15 protein-coding genes are annotated in these 16759 nt (G+C 33.1%); all 15 read right to left on the reverse strand.

All coding sequences use genetic code 11. From position 1 onward, the window contains the following. Positions 1-183 precede the first annotated feature (183 nt). A complete protein-coding gene (locus ACFX5D_RS08605; protein WP_379857821.1) occupies positions 184-1602 on the reverse strand; it encodes an undecaprenyl-phosphate glucose phosphotransferase in 1419 nt (472 codons plus the stop codon). A gap of 102 nt (positions 1603-1704) precedes the next feature. Next, positions 1705-2451, reverse strand: a complete 747-nt coding sequence (locus tag ACFX5D_RS08610) for a glycosyltransferase family 2 protein (protein ID WP_379857822.1) — start codon at positions 2449-2451, stop codon at positions 1705-1707. Further along, the gene (locus ACFX5D_RS08615) at positions 2451-3428 is read right to left on the reverse strand and encodes an NAD-dependent epimerase/dehydratase family protein (protein ID WP_379857823.1); all 978 of its coding nucleotides are present in this window, start codon (positions 3426-3428) and stop codon (positions 2451-2453) included. The genes ACFX5D_RS08610 and ACFX5D_RS08615 overlap by 1 nt, the downstream gene beginning before the upstream one ends. A gap of 3 nt (positions 3429-3431) precedes the next feature. Continuing rightward, complete coding sequence (locus ACFX5D_RS08620) at positions 3432-4547, reverse strand: glycosyltransferase (RefSeq protein ID WP_379857824.1); 1116 nt, start codon at positions 4545-4547, stop codon at positions 3432-3434. Then, positions 4544-5644 carry a glycosyltransferase family 4 protein gene (locus tag ACFX5D_RS08625; protein ID WP_379857825.1) on the reverse strand — a complete coding sequence of 367 codons (1101 nt, stop codon included), beginning with the start codon at positions 5642-5644 and terminating at the stop codon, positions 4544-4546. Before ACFX5D_RS08625 ends, ACFX5D_RS08620 begins: the two co-directional genes overlap by 4 nt. 9 nt (positions 5645-5653) lie before the next feature. Further along, positions 5654-6961 (reverse strand): O-antigen ligase family protein, encoded by a 1308-nt coding sequence (locus ACFX5D_RS08630; RefSeq protein ID WP_379857826.1) that lies wholly within the window; start codon positions 6959-6961, stop codon positions 5654-5656. Between the two features lie 67 nt (positions 6962-7028). Further along, a complete protein-coding gene (locus ACFX5D_RS08635) occupies positions 7029-8174 on the reverse strand; it encodes a glycosyltransferase (protein WP_379857827.1) in 1146 nt (381 codons plus the stop codon). Positions 8175-8207: 33 nt separating this feature from the next. Further along, entirely contained in the window at positions 8208-8798 is a 591-nt protein-coding gene (locus ACFX5D_RS08640) for a serine O-acetyltransferase (RefSeq protein ID WP_379857828.1), read from the reverse strand. Positions 8799-8862: 64 nt separating this feature from the next. After that, positions 8863-10137: an oligosaccharide flippase family protein gene (locus ACFX5D_RS08645; protein ID WP_379857829.1), complete on the reverse strand. Its 1275-nt coding sequence runs from the start codon at positions 10135-10137 to the stop codon at positions 8863-8865. 32 nt (positions 10138-10169) lie between these two features. Then, positions 10170-11174, reverse strand: a complete 1005-nt coding sequence (locus tag ACFX5D_RS08650) for an NAD-dependent epimerase/dehydratase family protein (RefSeq protein WP_379857830.1) — start codon at positions 11172-11174, stop codon at positions 10170-10172. A 112-nt stretch (positions 11175-11286) separates the two neighbouring features. Continuing rightward, positions 11287-12375, reverse strand: coding sequence for a GDP-mannose 4,6-dehydratase (gene gmd, locus ACFX5D_RS08655; RefSeq protein WP_379857831.1), 1089 nt, complete (start codon positions 12373-12375; stop codon positions 11287-11289). 81 nt (positions 12376-12456) lie between these two features. Next, positions 12457-13416 (reverse strand): GDP-L-fucose synthase family protein, encoded by a 960-nt coding sequence (locus tag ACFX5D_RS08660; RefSeq protein ID WP_379857832.1) that lies wholly within the window; start codon positions 13414-13416, stop codon positions 12457-12459. 291 nt (positions 13417-13707) lie between these two features. Beyond that, entirely contained in the window at positions 13708-14715 is a 1008-nt protein-coding gene (locus ACFX5D_RS08665) for a mannose-1-phosphate guanylyltransferase (RefSeq protein ID WP_379857833.1), read from the reverse strand. 66 nt (positions 14716-14781) lie between these two features. Next, positions 14782-15210 carry an adenylyltransferase/cytidyltransferase family protein gene (locus ACFX5D_RS08670; protein ID WP_131480843.1) on the reverse strand — a complete coding sequence of 143 codons (429 nt, stop codon included), beginning with the start codon at positions 15208-15210 and terminating at the stop codon, positions 14782-14784. A 119-nt stretch (positions 15211-15329) separates the two neighbouring features. Continuing rightward, positions 15330-16613: a nucleotide sugar dehydrogenase gene (locus ACFX5D_RS08675; protein WP_379857834.1), complete on the reverse strand. Its 1284-nt coding sequence runs from the start codon at positions 16611-16613 to the stop codon at positions 15330-15332. Positions 16614-16759 lie beyond the last annotated feature (146 nt).

Consider the following 16759-nt stretch of genomic DNA (forward strand, 5'->3'; position numbering starts at 1 on the left):
CTAAAACAATTTCAAATTGCAAAATTTAGTAGCGGCATACTGCGCCTCCTTAGTTTTTTTATAGTAATTTTCGTAAGTTGGAGTAATTTTTTTCCAAAGTTTCAGTAGGAAAAAAGACTGAGATTGAGACTGAGATTGAGACTGAAATCTGACCACTGATTACTAAAAACTGACCACTAAACACTAATAAGCTTTCTCCTCCCCCTTAAACACATTAAAAACCGTAAGATAAATAATTTTCATATCTAATACGAGACTCCAGTTTTCAATATACCAAATATCATAATCCACACGGTCTTTCATTTCAATCAATTCTTTCGTTTCTCCGCGAAAACCGTTTACTTGCGCCCATCCAGAAATACCAGGCTTCGCGTAATGACGCACCAGATAATTATTGATTAATTCCGAGTATTGTTCGGTATGAATTAACATGTGTGGGCGGGGGCCGATGACCGACATAGTACCCCAAAAAACATTAAAAAACTGAGGCAATTCATCGATATTGGTTCTGCGCATAAATGCGCCTAATCTGGTGACTCTTTTGTCACCGACTGTCGCCTGAAGATGATCTGCAGCCGAATTCATCCGCATCGTTCGGAATTTCAAACACCAAAATTCTTTATTATCACGACCCGAGCGCTTTTGCCTAAAAAAAATCGGTCCAGGAGAATCTAATTTGATTAATATGATCAGTATAGGGAACAGCCAGGGAAAAATCAAAACCATTACTCCAAGAGAAAAACACATATCAACTGCTTTTTTTAACAGTCGATTAAGGGACCCCTCCAAAGGCTCTTTGCGCAACATTAGTACGGGCGTATTTTCGTAAAAAGTGATTTCGACCTTACGGGACTTGGTGTATTGCTGAAAATCAGGAATAAACTTGATACGTACCATGTGCCTTTCGCACAAGGCCGTTAATTGATGAATTGTTTTAATACGATCAATATGTAACGCGATATACATTTCATCAATATTGTTCGTGCTGATATAATCTTGAATAGCATCAAATCCTCCTAATAAAGGGGCTCCTATTGGTGCAAATGGATCTACTTTATCATCAAAAAAACCAAGGATCCGATACCCATACGTCAGATCTTTAGACAGTATCTTGCGCATGTTCTCCCCAGCATCATTTGCCCCGACAATAATTACATTTTTAAAATTATAACCTTCGCCTCGGATGTATTTTAGAAGTTTCATAAAAAGCACACGTGAAACAAAAAGAAAAAGAAAAAATGTCAAATAAAAATAAAATAAACGCAAACGGGAAATCTCAACATATTTCAAAACAGTCACAAATACAGCAATCAAAGATACATGAATCATTATATGCTTAATCATGCGGATAAGAATGCTCTCAATCCGCTCAATGCGGATAATCCGGTAAGCATCTTTATAGAGCAACAGTATAACCCAAAGCAGGTTAGACAATAAAGAAATAGTTCTGACTTCCTTAAGATGCATCCGGTCTAAACTCTGATAGCGAATCACAAAGGAGAGAATAATAGCTCCGTTTAGTAATACCAGATCCCAGAGCACGAAGCCAAGTTTAAAATAACGGGAAAAACGGTAAGCGGATAGGTCTTTTAGTAACGACATATAAAATTGACGTGTTTATGGAATAAGTAATTTAAATTTAATCAAAAACTATTTTAAGTCGATTGTAATTTGTGCTGTATAATATACATAGCAAAAGAATTTCTATTTTTTTATATACTGAACTAAAGCATTCAATTTTTTAAGAAAAACAGTCCGGACTGGTGAAAGATGGTGGTATTTATAAATTCGATGGTCCTCATAGAGTACTTCAAAAGCTCTTTTGTAGTTGGTACTCAACCCCCCCATTCTCATTTTTACGACGTATTCATCCAGATACACCATATTAATTTTGTATTTGAATAAGTAGCGTAACAAGAACTCCGTATCGGAGGCAATCTTGAAATCTAAATTATAAGAACCATATTTATCAATAAGAGATTTTTTAAGATAAACAGTGGGATGCAAGGGCAACCAACCAGATTTAATTTTTTTGAAATCGTAGGGCCCTCCAATTCGATTCCGAACGATTCTTTCTTCGGCATCATTGGAAATATAAATCCCATTCCCATATAGACCATCGGTATCGGGTGCACTTTTAAAAGCCGCAACAATTTTAGACACAACCGTTTTATCGTAAAACTCATCATCTGAGTGCATCAAACCTATAATATCTCCTGTTGCCATAGACAAACCTTTATTGATGGCATCATACATACCAAGGTCTGGCTCAGATATATATCTTGTAATTTTATCAGAATAGGATTGAATAACCTCCTTGGTACCATCAGTAGAATTACCGTCAATAACAATATATTCAATATTAGGATAATCCTGCCCCAAAACACTTTCTATGGATTTTGAAATAGTAACTTTACGATTGTAAGAAACTGTAATTACGGAAACACGCATTATTTTCGGTTATTAAATTCATTATCAACCATCCAGTCAACTGTAGTTTTCGTTCCGTCTTTTCTCGTAACTGGTAATTCTGGCGCTATTTTTTTTATCTCAGATAAATCAAAAACATTATCAGTAGTCATATTTCTCAATCTAAAACTGGTCATAGGGAATTTGAATCCAACTAATTTCAAACAATCCCCAAAAAAACCTGCCATTTGAAAAAGAAAATAAGGAATATTAGGTATTTTAATTTGCTTATATTCTCCTATCTCATTCGCCCAAGATGTAATATCATAAGGTTGATAATCTCCTAAATAAAATGTATTCTTATTGATTTCATTTTTATCGGCACTAATTATAGATAACAATTGATATATAAAATTATCAATGTAACCATACGTTTTTTTACAGGCTTTATTACCCATGTGAAAATATTTATGGGAAAGTACAATTTGAAAAAAAAGATTATACGGTTCTCCAAAATAAGGGCCCCAAATAGATGTCGGTCTTATTATTGTCCATATATAATTAGGGTTCTTTTCTTTAATAATTTTCTCGCTCAACACTTTACTTTCCCCATAAATGGTATGCGGTTTATAATCGTAATAGTCCTTAGGTGTATAACCGGGCTGACAAACATACATAGAGGAGGCAAAAACAGCTCTACCTTTAAAGTCGATTTCATTTAAAACCTCCACCAAGTTCTGTGTACCCACAGTATTTGTTGAATAATCCTCAATTTTCGAGCCACCTAAATCAGTTTTTGCAGCAAGATGAATTACAACATCCGGATTAAATTGTTCTAAAGTCATTCTAAGGTCCGCCTTATTCCTTATGTCAAGGTTTAACCAATTAGATTTTTGAATTTCAATTTGCGGTACATTAAAATCTATATTTAAAACTATATTTTCTGAGTTTTCAATCAAACTTGAAATAAGGTTAGATCCAATAAATCCAGACCCTCCAGTAACTAAAATTTTATTCATCGATTATATTATTGTTTTATAAGTCATTTCATGATTTTTAGCCATTGTTTGAGCTGTATATTTTCTCGCATATTCATTTAGAATATTTTCGGAGAGAGTAACCCGTTGTATAGACATTAAATGATTTATTTTTTTTACAAAATCTTCTTCATCACTATTGTCAAAGAGCAAACCAATCTCTTTGTCACTATTAGAAATTACTCCTTTGTGAGACGGGATATTTGAAAGTAACAGTGGCAAACCTACAGACATACTTTCCAACAGTGTGTTTGCTAATCCTTCCGTTTCAGAAGCAGACACATAATAATCGCTTGCTTTAAGGTAAGGCAATATATTCGTCTTAAAACCTTCTAACCTAACTTTTGTATTTTCTTTATTGTTCAAATCATCAAATAAAGGTCCAGTACCAAGCATAATCAATTCAAGTTGTGGATTATCTAATTTCTTAAATACGTCAACTAAAAAATCAGGCTTTTTCTCACCAGAAAATCTACCAATAAAAAGAAAATATATTGTTTCCTCTTTTAACCCAAGAGATTTTCTTATTTTAAGCTTTTCATCGATATTCATTTGCCAAACATCCAAGGAACAACCATTAGGAATTGCTTTTATTTTCCAACCGTAGTTGTCTAAAAATTCTTTACTTACACTTTCTGAACAAGCAAGGGGAAGATCCATTCGCATCATCAAAAAATTAGATAGCGTTATTACTATTTTTCCTTTCAAATTACCATATAATGCAATTTGTTGAATCCCAGGAAAAATATGAGCAGTATAGACTTTTTTATACTTTTTCGATAAAAAACTTGCATAAATTAAGGATCTGGGACAATGCGAGTGAATAATTTTTGGATTTATTTTTCTAATAAGTTTTCTAAAAGAAATTACTTTTCCTATCATTCCTTTTAATGAAGTTTCCTTACATAATTGAATAACTTCAATATTCAATTTCAAGAAGTCATCCATTCTGGAATGTTCTTTCTCGGGAACCAATGTTACAATTGTTATCTTAAAAGTGGATAAGTCAATGAAATTTATAATATTGTACATTACATTAACCGGACCTTCATTAGCCAAGGACGAAACAACATAACAAATTTTAATTTTCTCTGAAGTCATTTAGCTGATTTTTTGTAGAGTTCAATAAATTCATCAGTCATTCTTTCTAAAGCAAATTTATAATCTACTGTTTCTTTTGCAGAACTTGACATATCATTAAATAATTGATTGTCGTTGAGTAAAACATTCATTTTGCCAGCAAGGTTTTCGGCGTCAAAGGGCTCTATTAAAAAACCATTTTTACCGTTCTCAATAATTTCATTAGTCCCACCACCTATGGTGGCTATAACCGGTTTTGAAAATGCCATGAATTCTAATATAGAGTTAGAAATCCCTTCGCCATGATGGTTTGGATTAGTGCATAATATACCAATATCCGAAGCATTAGTAAAAGATTCTATATCATTTCTAAAACCTGTAAATTGTATATAAGCACTGTCGTTTTCATTCAAACGGTTTTTCGTTTCATCCAATAATTCTCCTTGTCCAATGCAAAAGGCATAGAAGTCATTTCTTTTTTTTCTCAATAATTGACAAGATTTAATAAATGTGTCAAAATCTTTTTGCTTATCAAAACGAGCAGCCATAGAGATAATTCGATTACTGACGCTGATTCCAAATTCATTGAGAAGTTCAGTTTTCGATTTCAAATCCACCATTCTCTTTTTATCAAAACCATTATAGATTACTATTTGTTTCTCTTTTGGAGTTTTATAGCTTATATGTCCAGCCATCGAGTTGGATACAATTTTTTCGCACAGGAGGAAACCGATATGTTTAGCAAAATAATTTAAAGACAACAATTTTGGGTTGTTACAATCAACAATATAAGAACCAACACATTTAATTTTCAAAATTAAGCTTATTGGTGCTGCGTAAAAAGTAGACATAAAAGACCACGAATTTACTATATCCGGTTTTATTATTTTTAATAGAGAATATAATTTTTTAAAAACTGAAAAATCTTTATTTGAAGATCTCAATATTTTCGTAATTGATACATCAAGATCATAAACTTGCTCATAATCAATTCTGTCATCCAGTAGAATTAAGTGAATATCATTGTATCCCGCATCATTTAACCCTGAGATCAATTGTACAATTCTTCTTTCTCTTCCACCACCCCAAAGCATATCATTTATTATAACTATCCTCATGTTTTAATCTCAACTAATTATTAAATTGTGGTATCGTTTTTTAATTTGTTTCTTTTCTAGATAATTATTAAATGGTTCAATTTTTGGCTGGAAATAAAAAAACATCCAAAAGCATAAAAAAATTGGATTTTCTATCAAAGAATAACTTATTGAAACCTGTAGAATTAGAAAAAATAAAATTAGCTTACCTTTATAATTGAAAACTTTAGAAAATTGAACAGAACTTCTGTACAGAACAATAATAAAAAACAAAGTTCCAACTAGACCAAATCGAGCTAGTATTTTACCAATACCTGAAATAGAGACAACATTAATATGAGATTTTTTTGTCCACATATCCTCATCGTGGCCGCCATATCCGAGAATAGGATTGTTTAAAAAATCTACAAAATCTATTTGAAAAGAAACAAATCGTTGGGCACCTATCATTTTATCATTATTCCAGTCTTTAGCTCCAGTATCAACAACGTCAGTTATTTTTTCTTTTAAGAGTTGGTCAATCTTTTCGTACATAAAAGGCAGACTAAAAAGATAAAAAACACCTACAATAAATAGAGGAATAAAGAAAACAAATCCGGATTTCATTTTAAGATTAATAAAATAAAAAATAGCAATCAATAAGAATATTGAATATCCAGTTGTGGATTGGGTTGAAATCAATGTTAAAATTAATAGGTAAAGCCCCCCGTTTCTTTTTAATTTAAATTGATTTCGAATCAAATTTATAAAGATGGCAAAATTTATAAACACCGAAAAAGCGCCAGGTTCCCATGCAAAACCAGAATTTCTAGTCAAAAAGCTTTCTAGTGCTCCTTCGTTAATAACGGTATAAACCCCAATTTGAGCTTTAATAATTTCATTATAAGGTTCTAAAAAAGTAAGACTTTTTAATAGTAAAGTCAATTGCTCTGGTATAAAAAGCTGTATACTCCAAAAAAACAGTGCTATGCCACACAAGTACTTTAAAACTTCTTCATAAATAATGAAAAAATTTAATTTAAAAGCCATAATAACAGCATAAGTAATAAAAAAACTTAATGGATATATGATGAGGAATTTATAATGAAATTCTTCGAATTTTAATGTTAAGAGGAAATAGTAAATTAAAAAGAAGAAAATAAGTGAGCTGAAGTTTTTACTAAACCTTACTTTATATTTATAAATAAATCGAACAGAAATTAATAATGGAATTATTAATGCCAGTGGGTTTTCCCAAGTTTGAAACGAACGCGCAAATATAGTTGCTGAACCTGCAATTAATAAAAGAAACGCAATAGAAATAATATCCCAAAAACTTGTTTTTATTTTTTTTTGCAAAAGATTTTATTTTTGAAGGTGTTTTAAAATTGTTTAAAAAATTTAATGATGTTATTACTAACAATTCCTATCCTTTCAATAAATCATTAATAGATTCCTTGTAAGATATTATATCAAAATATTTTTTACCCGTTTTGTATGCTGCCCCCTCTAATTCATTCAAATTTGAAATATTATGAACTACCCATTCCATTTTTTTTGCATAAATTTCTTCATTATACTCATCAGCGATTAGGGCGTTATTCATATCTTCAAAATAATGCTTTACTTCACCATAATTTGTAGAGATAATGATTTTTTCAGAAGCAATATATTCACATATTTTTTGAGGAAAACGGGCTTTATCTTGTTCTGTGTCTCTAAGTGGTATCAAAAGCGCAAGAGCACTTTTATAAAGACCAATCAATTTATTATAATCTAAATTAGAAAATACTTTTATTCTTTCTCTTTTCTGTTCTAATAATACTTTAAGTTCATCTGGTACTATCCCGTTAAGAACTAGGTAAAGGTTAACAGATTTCTCCTGTCTCACTTTCTCAAAAGAATCTATAATAAAAACAATTACTTCACTATAAGCTGTTGAACCACAATATAAAAAATAGGTCTCATTAAATTCATTCGGAATGTTTATTTTTTTAAAATAATCAAAATCACAAATAGGAGGTATAATTAATGCCTTGATATTTGAGTTTTTATTTTTTAAATGTTCATCTAAAAAACGACTAATTGGAAGATAACGATCGAATAAAAACATTGAAAAATTATCATATAAGAAGTGATTTATCTTTAAGAATAAATTTTGATTTTTAAATTCTGAACGAATTTCTACGAAGTGCAATATTGTCTTAAACCTAAATATCTTTGAAAGAATGAAATAAAACAAGCAAAGACCAAAGTAATCAGTATAAACATTAACCCAATCAATTTTTTTTTCTTTATTAAGACTCCAAATTGTTCCAAATTCAAACATTGGTGAAAACAATTTTATGAAATTTCTTTTAAGAAAATTTTTAGGTCTGTATTTATGATAACTTGCAGCAATTACTTTGAATTCGGTTTTGTTATAAACACAATTATTTTCAAGAAGTGGTATTCTATTTATGAAGATTATATCATTTTCATAAGACATAACTTTGGCAATCGAAGAATATCGATTGATTGCTGCATTATTACTACTGGGATAACCTGATTTACCACAAAATAAAATTCTCATTTTTAAAATTAGGTTTATTATTGATAATGAAAGTTAATTATTCGTATCAAGAGATTTTTTCTTATATTTAATACTTTCATCTAAAATATAATTAATATAACCCTCACAAGGGTTTTCTTTATTTATAATCTTACATGGATTACCAATTACTAAAGAATTTGAAGGTACATCAATATTGACAAATGAATTTGGTGCTATTAAAACATTTGACCCAATTAATATTTTCCCAACTATTGTTGAACTAGCGCCAATCCAAACATTATTTCCAATAGTTGGACAGCCCATAAATTTCCCTCTATTTGCTTGCCCGATAGTAACAAGATGCCCTAAATTGCAATTATTACCAATTTTAACATTTTCATTTATTATTATCGTTCCATAATGTCCAATGAAAAGTCCCTCTCCAATTTGAGTTCCAACTGGAATCTGAATACCATACTTAAATTGGTATTTTTGTTTTAAATAACCGAATAAAAAATATTTTAATGAATATTTTTTGCAATTTTCTAATTTTCTAAGAATATAAGAGTATCGGAATCCGGGAATTCGCAATCCTTTTAAAAAACCTTTTTTACCACTCAATCCGCCATAACGAAATAAGTCTGCTTTTATCTTTGTTGTCATTTTATTTAATTTCAAAAAAATCGTAAAACATTAATACAATTTAAAATACAAATCCTAAATGTCGTTATTTTTTTGAATTTGTATATTTTTTATAGTAAAAGAGCATATTCAACAAGTAAACCATCCCGCTTATTAATCGTGCAAATACTGCTCCTTTTTCATGCCAAATAGGTATAAACAAAAAATTAGTAATCAATAAACTAATCCCCACTACAACGGAGCTGTTTCGCAGCATTTTTCCTTTACCATGAGCTCCTAAATAGCGGTTAAAAAAATCAGCCATTCCATGAGCCGCTATACCCAAACTTATTATAAGCGTCAACTCAATAGCAGAGTGGTATTGTTTACCATAAAACATATCAATGAAAGGACCTATAAATACCCATAGCACTACTAAAGAACCTAATGTTAAAAGAATTGTAGTTTTAAATAACTTAGAGGGAATTTTATCTAGACCGGCAAACTCTTTGTAGTGTGTTGTCGCTACTATATTGGGAATTAATGCTAAAGGAGCTGTAAAGGTCAGAGCAAGGTTAAAAAAACCAACTCCCTCATTTGAATTTAAAGGATCATAATTACTAATTATAAGAGTCGCTAAATTAGCTACACCAACAGCAAACAAACTTCCAATATATACATCAAAACCGTAATTCTTAGTATACTGCCACAAGGACTTAAAGTTAGGTTTTAAATTTTTAAATGAAAGTTTAATTTCCCATAAAGCTACTGCATAAACAACCAGAAATGTTAAGATATAAAAAACATAAACAACTAATAACTTACTTATATCTAGCTTCCTAAAAACAAAATAAATTAACAAACTTGATAAAAAAAAACCAATTTTTGGATAAAATCGAATGAATACTAAAGCCTTAATTCGATTGTCTGCCTGAAATAATGTTTCAAAGTAATTTGTTAATAGATAAATCCAACCAAAAGGCATAAGATATAAAAACACTTCATAAAGACCTTTATTATTGATATTACTGTCAAAATAACCAAAAATAATTAAACAAACAGACATTAAAAGAAAAACAAGTAAAAGCAAAATAAATGAACTTCCATAAATCTCCTTAGCCTTTTCTCTGTCATCATTTAAAACTAATGCCCGATTTGCTGCATACAGGAAGCCAAAATTAAAAATAACCATAGCAAAGGTAAAAATACCATTCAAATAGGAATAATCACCAAATAACTTTGGGCCTAAGTAATTTGTCAATATCATACTTGTCACAATTCCAAGAGGAATTCCTATGATATTAACTAAATACAATGCGATTATTTGCTTTGTTTTTGTACCGTTCAAAGAATTTTTAAAATCGTATAAATTTTTTTTCAATTTTTATATTGTATATCAAATAATCTAAAAAATTATATCAGCTCAGGGTATTCCTTCACCCATTTTATAAACTCACCGATACCTTCTTCTATATTTACTTTAGGTTTGTAATTATAAATAGTCGATAATTTATCAATATTTGCCCAAGTCGCTTTAACATCACCCGCTTGCATTGGCATAAAATTCTTTATGGCTTTTTGATCTATCTTATCTTCAAGTACTTCAATAAAACGCATTAAATTAACTGGAGATCCGTTACCTATATTAAGTACATTATAATTATTTTCAACCTTCATAGAAGCTAAATAAATACCTTGTACAATATCTCCAACATATGTAAAGTCTCTTGACATTTCACCATTGTTAAAAACATTTATAGGTTTGTTTTCTAAAATAGCTTTAACAAAAAGCATTGGAGCCATATCCGGTCTACCCCAAGGTCCATACACAGTAAAAAAACGCAAACAAGTGATCGGTATCTGATATAAATGACTGTACGAATGCGCCATTAATTCATTACTTTTTTTGGTAGCGGCGTATAAACTAACAGGTGTATCTACCTTATCATCTTCTGAAAAAGGTATTTTTGCATTGGTTCCATATACTGAAGATGATGAGGCATGAACTAAATGCTTAACTGGATAATATCTACAGGCCTCTAATAAATAATGAAAACCAACTGTATTAGATTGAATATAGACATCGGGATTTTCAATTGAATAACGCACTCCTGCTTGTGCAGCTAAATTAATAACAAAATCAAAATTTTCTTTTTGAAACAAACTAAATAACTGCTGCTTGTCTTCCAAATTCATTCGAACAAAACTGTAACTAGCATTCTTCATACTGATTACTGGGTTATACCACTTAATTTCATCGGTTTCAATACCCGCTTCTTTTAAACGTTGGTATTTTAATTGTGGAGAATAATAATCATTGATATTATCCAAGCCAACAACTTCATGCCCCTCGTCGATAAATTGATTTACTGTGTGAAATCCAATGAAGCCTGCCGCCCCTGTAACTAATATTTTCATGTTAATTTTTTAGGTATACTATCAATAAACCTTTATTCGCTTTTTAAATAATTGTTTTACTCGAAATAATTCAAAGTAGCATAGCCAAGACCTTTGAAATACGGTTTTTAAACTAATACAATTTCAAATCACTTGCTACCATCTCTTTAACCAAAGCCGCTAGATCATATTGCGGTTTCCAACCTAATTGTGTTTTAGATTTAGTAGGGTCACCAATCAATAAATCTACTTCTGTTGGACGGTAATACTCCGGATCTACGCGCACCACTACGGTACCTATTTCCAACTGATACAACGGATTGTTACAAGCGGCTACTTTAGCGATTTCATTTTCATTTTCTCCTTCAAATGCTAGTTCCACACCAACCTCAGCAAACGCCATACGAACAAAATCTCTAATATAAGTGGTAACACCCGTTGCAATTATATAGTCTTCCGCTACATCTTGCTGTAAAATACGCCACATCGCTTCAACATAATCTTTGGCATGTCCCCAATCTCTTTGCGAATTTAAATTTCCTAGAAAAAGACACTCTTGCTTTCCTTTTGCAATGGCAGCAGTGGCCATCGTAATTTTACGGGTAACAAAAGTCTCACCACGTCTTGGCGATTCATGATTAAAAAGGATTCCGTTACAAGCAAACATATCATACGCCTCACGGTAGTTTTTAGTAATCCAAAAAGCATAAATCTTAGCCACTCCATACGGAGAACGGGGGTAAAATGGTGAGTTTTCGTCATAAAAACCTTGTGCATTTTTATTCTCTGCTAATCCGCCATACAATTCAGAAGTGGAAGCTTGGTATACTCTGGTTTTTTTACACAACCCTAATATCCGAACTGCTTCCAGGATTCTTAAAGTTCCTATTCCGTCCACATTAGCTACATATTCAGGTGAATCAAAAGAAACCTTTACATGTGACATTGCACCTAAATTATAGATTTCATCAGGCTGTACTTCCTGAATGATTCGTATGATGTTAGTGGAGTCCGTCAAATCGCCATAATGCAATTTAAAATTAACATGTACTTCATGCTGATCTTGATAGATATGATCAATGCGTTGCGTATTAAAAGAAGAAGCGCGGCGTTTCACACCGTGAACCAGATATCCTTTTTCTAATAATAACTCTGCCAGATAAGATCCGTCTTGACCTGTAATTCCTGTAACTAGTGCTACTTTTTGTATCGTATTGTCCATATTTTTGTCTTGATCGTCCGCTAGAAAAACACACCTTTAACTCCTCTGGATCGGGGATTAGCTGGATGTTTATATTTGAAACTATTTGCTAATTAATGTTATTTTTTTTACGTTTTGTATATTGGCTACAAACCAGTCATACGTTTTCTGTATTCCTTCTTCCAATTGCACCTGATGTTTCCATCCCAAAGCATGCATTTTGGATATATCCATTAATTTTCTTGGGGTACCATCCGGTTTGCTGGCATCCCAAATAATTTCTCCTTGATGCCCTGTGATTTTTTGTATCGTTTCAGCCAAATGTCTAATGGTCAAATCTTCTCCTGTACCTACGTTATACAAATAATCTGGCAGTTTATTCTCTAAAGCAAAAACAACGGCCTGAGCCATATCATCCACAAAAAGAAATTCTCTCATAGGTGTTCCGCTGCCCCAAAGGGTTACAGGAGCATGATTATTTTCTTTGGCCTCATGAAATTTTCGCATCATGGCAGGTAAAACGTGTGAAGAAGTTAAATCGAAATTATCATGTGTACCGTATAAATTAGTTGGCATCAGACTCACATAATCTTTATTAAACTGCTTTCTGATCGCTTCACAGGCTTTAACCCCGGTGATTTTGGCGATAGCGTACCATTCATTGGTGGGTTCCAAAGGACCGGTAAGCAGGTATTCTTCCTTCAAGGGTTGAGGCGCCAATTTTGGATAGATACAAGAACTCCCCAGAAAAATAAACTTCTCCACACCGGACTGTAATGCGGTATCGATTAGATTATTTTGGATTTGCATATTTTCCATCAAGAACTGGTACGGAAAATTATTGTTGGCCAATATCCCGCCCACTTTCGCAGCAGCGTCAATAAGCACATCCGGTTTTTCAGTAGCAAAAAAATCCTTAACTGCTTGCTGATTCCTCAGATCCAATTCCTTGCTGGAAGCTCCTATCAGATTCGTATAACCTTTAGCAGTCAGCGTACGCCAGATAGCACTACCCACCATACCGTTATGCCCCGCAATATATATTTTAGTGTCTTTGTTCATGTTTTCAATTTTTGATATCCTTATTCTATAACCGCCCTTAAATAAAAAGTATAGGAAAACAACGAATAAGTGAAGTGGCAGTGCTCCGCGAGTTGAGTCCGCAGTACGAAAGGCTCGGGGCATGGAGCGGAACTTCGAGGTAGTTTTCAAGCTTTTTATTTTCAGGCTTGATTTTTTGTTTCTTTTGTATCAAGACAAAAGAAAAAATGTCTTCAAAAATCAGCTGTACTAAGATTACCCAGCTAATTATGTGATCTCTCCTTTCGTCGAGATGACAAACGACAGTAAAGGTTAATTCAATAAATCCGAATTATCTCTTTCAAGCGCATTATACACACTTTTGACATCTTGTGAAAATTCCTTTTTCAAAATTAGATTGGCCGTAGGCGTATAAACGAAAATAGTATCTTTTACTCCTATAAAAGCAGTGTAATTGGCAGTGCCAATAACCATATTCCCGTTTTCATCCACAACATGACCTATGGTAACTAAATAATCATACACGGATTCGAAAGAACCCAAATCAGACCAGGCAAATTTAGAGGATACCACTTTTATTTTCTTACTTCGCTCCATCACCGCATAATCAATACTGATGGAAGGAATATCCATAGAAAGTGCTAAATCTAAATTCCCATTGCTATTACTTTCCCAAACCAATTTTGATTTCTCATATACTTCAGGATGAAAAGCTTTCAATTCTTCCAACAAAACGCCTGCTTTAAAACAAAACATACCACTGTTCCAAAGAAAATTTCCTTTGGCTATAAAATCTCGCGCCGAAACCTGGTTGGGTTTTTCTCTAAAAGAAATCACATCATCTCCTTTGCGTTCGATATACCCATATCCCGTTTCCGGTTTCGTAGGTACAATCCCAAAAGTAACAATGGAGCCTTGAGAGGCCTTGTCGATGGCTTCTTGGATCCCCTTTTCATATTCTGCCATATCGCCAATAATATGGTCTGATGGTGTTACTATCAAAATATCGTCCGGATCAGCGGCAAAAGCAGCAAATGCTATGGCTGCAGCCGTATTTCTTGGTGTTGACTCTATGATATCAATATACTCCGTACTTGTTTTTTCTAAAATATTTCTGCTCAAATGACAATTGTCAATATTCCCGACAACCATCACCTTATCCGCAATATTGCGATTGCGATCCACGGTCATTTCAAACAGCGACTTACCGTCAAAAATATCTAAATATTGTTTAGGCTGGCTTTTGCGTGACAAGGGCCACAACCTGCTTCCTACTCCTCCGGTAAGAATGACGTGTATAATTGATTTTTTATTTTCCATTTTGAATTCGTTATTCGTTGTTCGCTATCCGATTTTCTTCAGACGATGGACGATCAATGATTAGACCTAAAGTATATTCTTATTGTTTTCCTTTTCCATAACCTCTCTGCGAAGACTGCTGCTCGAAAAACGATGGTCCCGGGTATTAAAATGAAATGCTATTCCTTTTTCTTCACAATAACTGCGCCCGGTAAAATTTTTATCTTTGTATTCATCCCCGATAATTCGTACATCAATTTTGAAAGAGCGTAAAATATCCTCCAAATCCTGCTCCGTTGCATAAGGGACTATTTCATCTACATGTTTACAACCCTTCAGTTGAATGTAACGTTCCACAACCGATTGGGTAGGTCTGTTCTTTTCAGGACGGTCAAGGGTAGGATCTGTTTGCAAAGCAGCAATTAAATAATCACACTGTCTTTTAGCATCTTCCAGCATTTTTATATGTCCGGCATGAAGCAGATCGAATGCACTGAATGTTATCCCTATTTTCATAATTATTTTATGTAAGGTAATTATTTTCTAAATATTTTTACAACCTACCATCCACAACATTAGTTATTTGAATGCTTTCCCCTCTTGAGAGGGGTTAGAGATGTGTTTTTATTTTTTTATTACAGCCTCCCATCTACACCACTACTCAAAACCCCCTTCACATCATATAACAAACTGCTATCATTTTGTAGTTTCGAAATATCAAGATTGAGAAATTGATGGTGTGCAACGCCTAAAACAACGGCATCAAATTTTTGGATGGGTAACACATTAGTAGTTTCCAAACGATACTCCCGTTTGACCTCAACAGGGTTAGCCATGGGATCGTAGATGGTTACGGTGATTCCATAATCCGTTAAAGCAGCAATGACATCCACAATTTTGGTATTGCGAACATCAGGGCAGTTTTCTTTGAAAGTAATTCCAAGCATTAAGAGCGTGGCGCCATTCACTGAAATTCCTTTTTTTATCATTCCTTTAACCACTTGCGAAGCAACATATTCCCCCATACTGTCATTCAGTCGTCGTCCTGCCAAAATAATTTCGGGATGATACCCAAATTCTTGGGCGCGCTGCGCCAAATAATACGGATCGACCCCAATGCAATGTCCACCAACTAATCCAGGCTTAAAAGGAAGGAAATTCCATTTAGTACTTGCGGCTTCTAAAACAGCATGGGTGTCAATATTCATTAAATTAAATATTTTGGCCAATTCATTTACAAATGCTATGTTGATATCACGTTGTGAGTTTTCAATTACTTTGGCGGCTTCGGCTACTTTTATTGATGGTGCCAAATGCGTTCCTGCAGTTATGACACTTTTATATAGTTCATTGACTTTAATTCCGATCTCGGGCGTTGAACCCGAAGTCACTTTCAAAATCTTCTCTACGGTATGTTCTTTATCTCCGGGATTAATTCGCTCCGGGGAATAGCCAGCAAAGAAATCTACATTAAATTGTAGTCCGGAAACTCTTTCCAACACCGGTACACACTCTTCCTCCGTGACACCAGGATAAACGGTCGATTCGTAAATGACAATATCCCCCTTTTTCAAAACAGATCCTATTGCTTCACTTGACTTGTACAAAGGAGTTAAATCAGGACGATTATTTTTATCAACCGGTGTTGGGACGGTTACAATGTAATAATTACAGTCAGCAATATCCGTTAAAAGGCTGGTACAATACAAACCAATAGCATCGCCGGGTTTATCGCGCAGTACTTTTTGCAATACAGCATCGCTGACTTCAAAAGTTGTATCAGTACCTGATTTTAAGGAAGAAACTCTGGATTGATTGATATCAAATCCTATAACAGCATGCTTGGTTGCTAATAAACGCGCCAATGGTAAACCCACATAACCCAGACCTATTACCGCTATTTTTAGGATTGAACTCATTTTATAAACCAATTATAATAAACGAATGTTAATTACAGTGAACCGCTACGCGCTTCAAACTCACAGGAATGAGTTGAAAACAATTTTTTTTTTGTGCGCAAATATAGTTAGAATATGTCACTTCTTTTAGTACTATTTACTCCTCC

The sequence above is a fragment of the Flavobacterium fructosi genome (assembly GCF_042787335.1).
Classification (GTDB): Bacteria; Bacteroidota; Bacteroidia; order Flavobacteriales; family Flavobacteriaceae; genus Flavobacterium; species Flavobacterium fructosi.

Bases quoted from the DNA above. Each gene is read 5' to 3' on its own strand.
- ACFX5D_RS08610 (WP_379857822.1), bottom strand. From the start codon at position 2,451: ATGCGTGTTTCCGTAATTACAGTTTCTTACAATCGTAAAGTTACTATT.
- ACFX5D_RS08615 (WP_379857823.1), bottom strand. From the start codon at position 3,428: ATGAATAAAATTTTAGTTACTGGAGGGTCTGGATTTATTGGATCTAAC.
- ACFX5D_RS08675 (WP_379857834.1), bottom strand. From the start codon at position 16,613: ATGAGTTCAATCCTAAAAATAGCGGTAATAGGTCTGGGTTATGTGGGT.
- ACFX5D_RS08625 (WP_379857825.1), bottom strand. From the start codon at position 5,644: ATGAGGATAGTTATAATAAATGATATGCTTTGGGGTGGTGGAAGAGAA.
- gmd (WP_379857831.1), bottom strand. From the start codon at position 12,375: ATGGACAATACGATACAAAAAGTAGCACTAGTTACAGGAATTACAGGT.
- ACFX5D_RS08660 (WP_379857832.1), bottom strand. From the start codon at position 13,416: ATGAACAAAGACACTAAAATATATATTGCGGGGCATAACGGTATGGTG.
- ACFX5D_RS08665 (WP_379857833.1), bottom strand. From the start codon at position 14,715: ATGGAAAATAAAAAATCAATTATACACGTCATTCTTACCGGAGGAGTA.
- ACFX5D_RS08640 (WP_379857828.1), bottom strand. From the start codon at position 8,798: ATGACAACAAAGATAAAAGCAGACTTATTTCGTTATGGCGGATTGAGT.
- ACFX5D_RS08650 (WP_379857830.1), bottom strand. From the start codon at position 11,174: ATGAAAATATTAGTTACAGGGGCGGCAGGCTTCATTGGATTTCACACA.
- ACFX5D_RS08670 (WP_131480843.1), bottom strand. From the start codon at position 15,210: ATGAAAATAGGGATAACATTCAGTGCATTCGATCTGCTTCATGCCGGA.
- ACFX5D_RS08635 (WP_379857827.1), bottom strand. From the start codon at position 8,174: ATGAGAATTTTATTTTGTGGTAAATCAGGTTATCCCAGTAGTAATAAT.
- ACFX5D_RS08620 (WP_379857824.1), bottom strand. From the start codon at position 4,547: ATGACTTCAGAGAAAATTAAAATTTGTTATGTTGTTTCGTCCTTGGCT.
- ACFX5D_RS08605 (WP_379857821.1), bottom strand. From the start codon at position 1,602: ATGTCGTTACTAAAAGACCTATCCGCTTACCGTTTTTCCCGTTATTTT.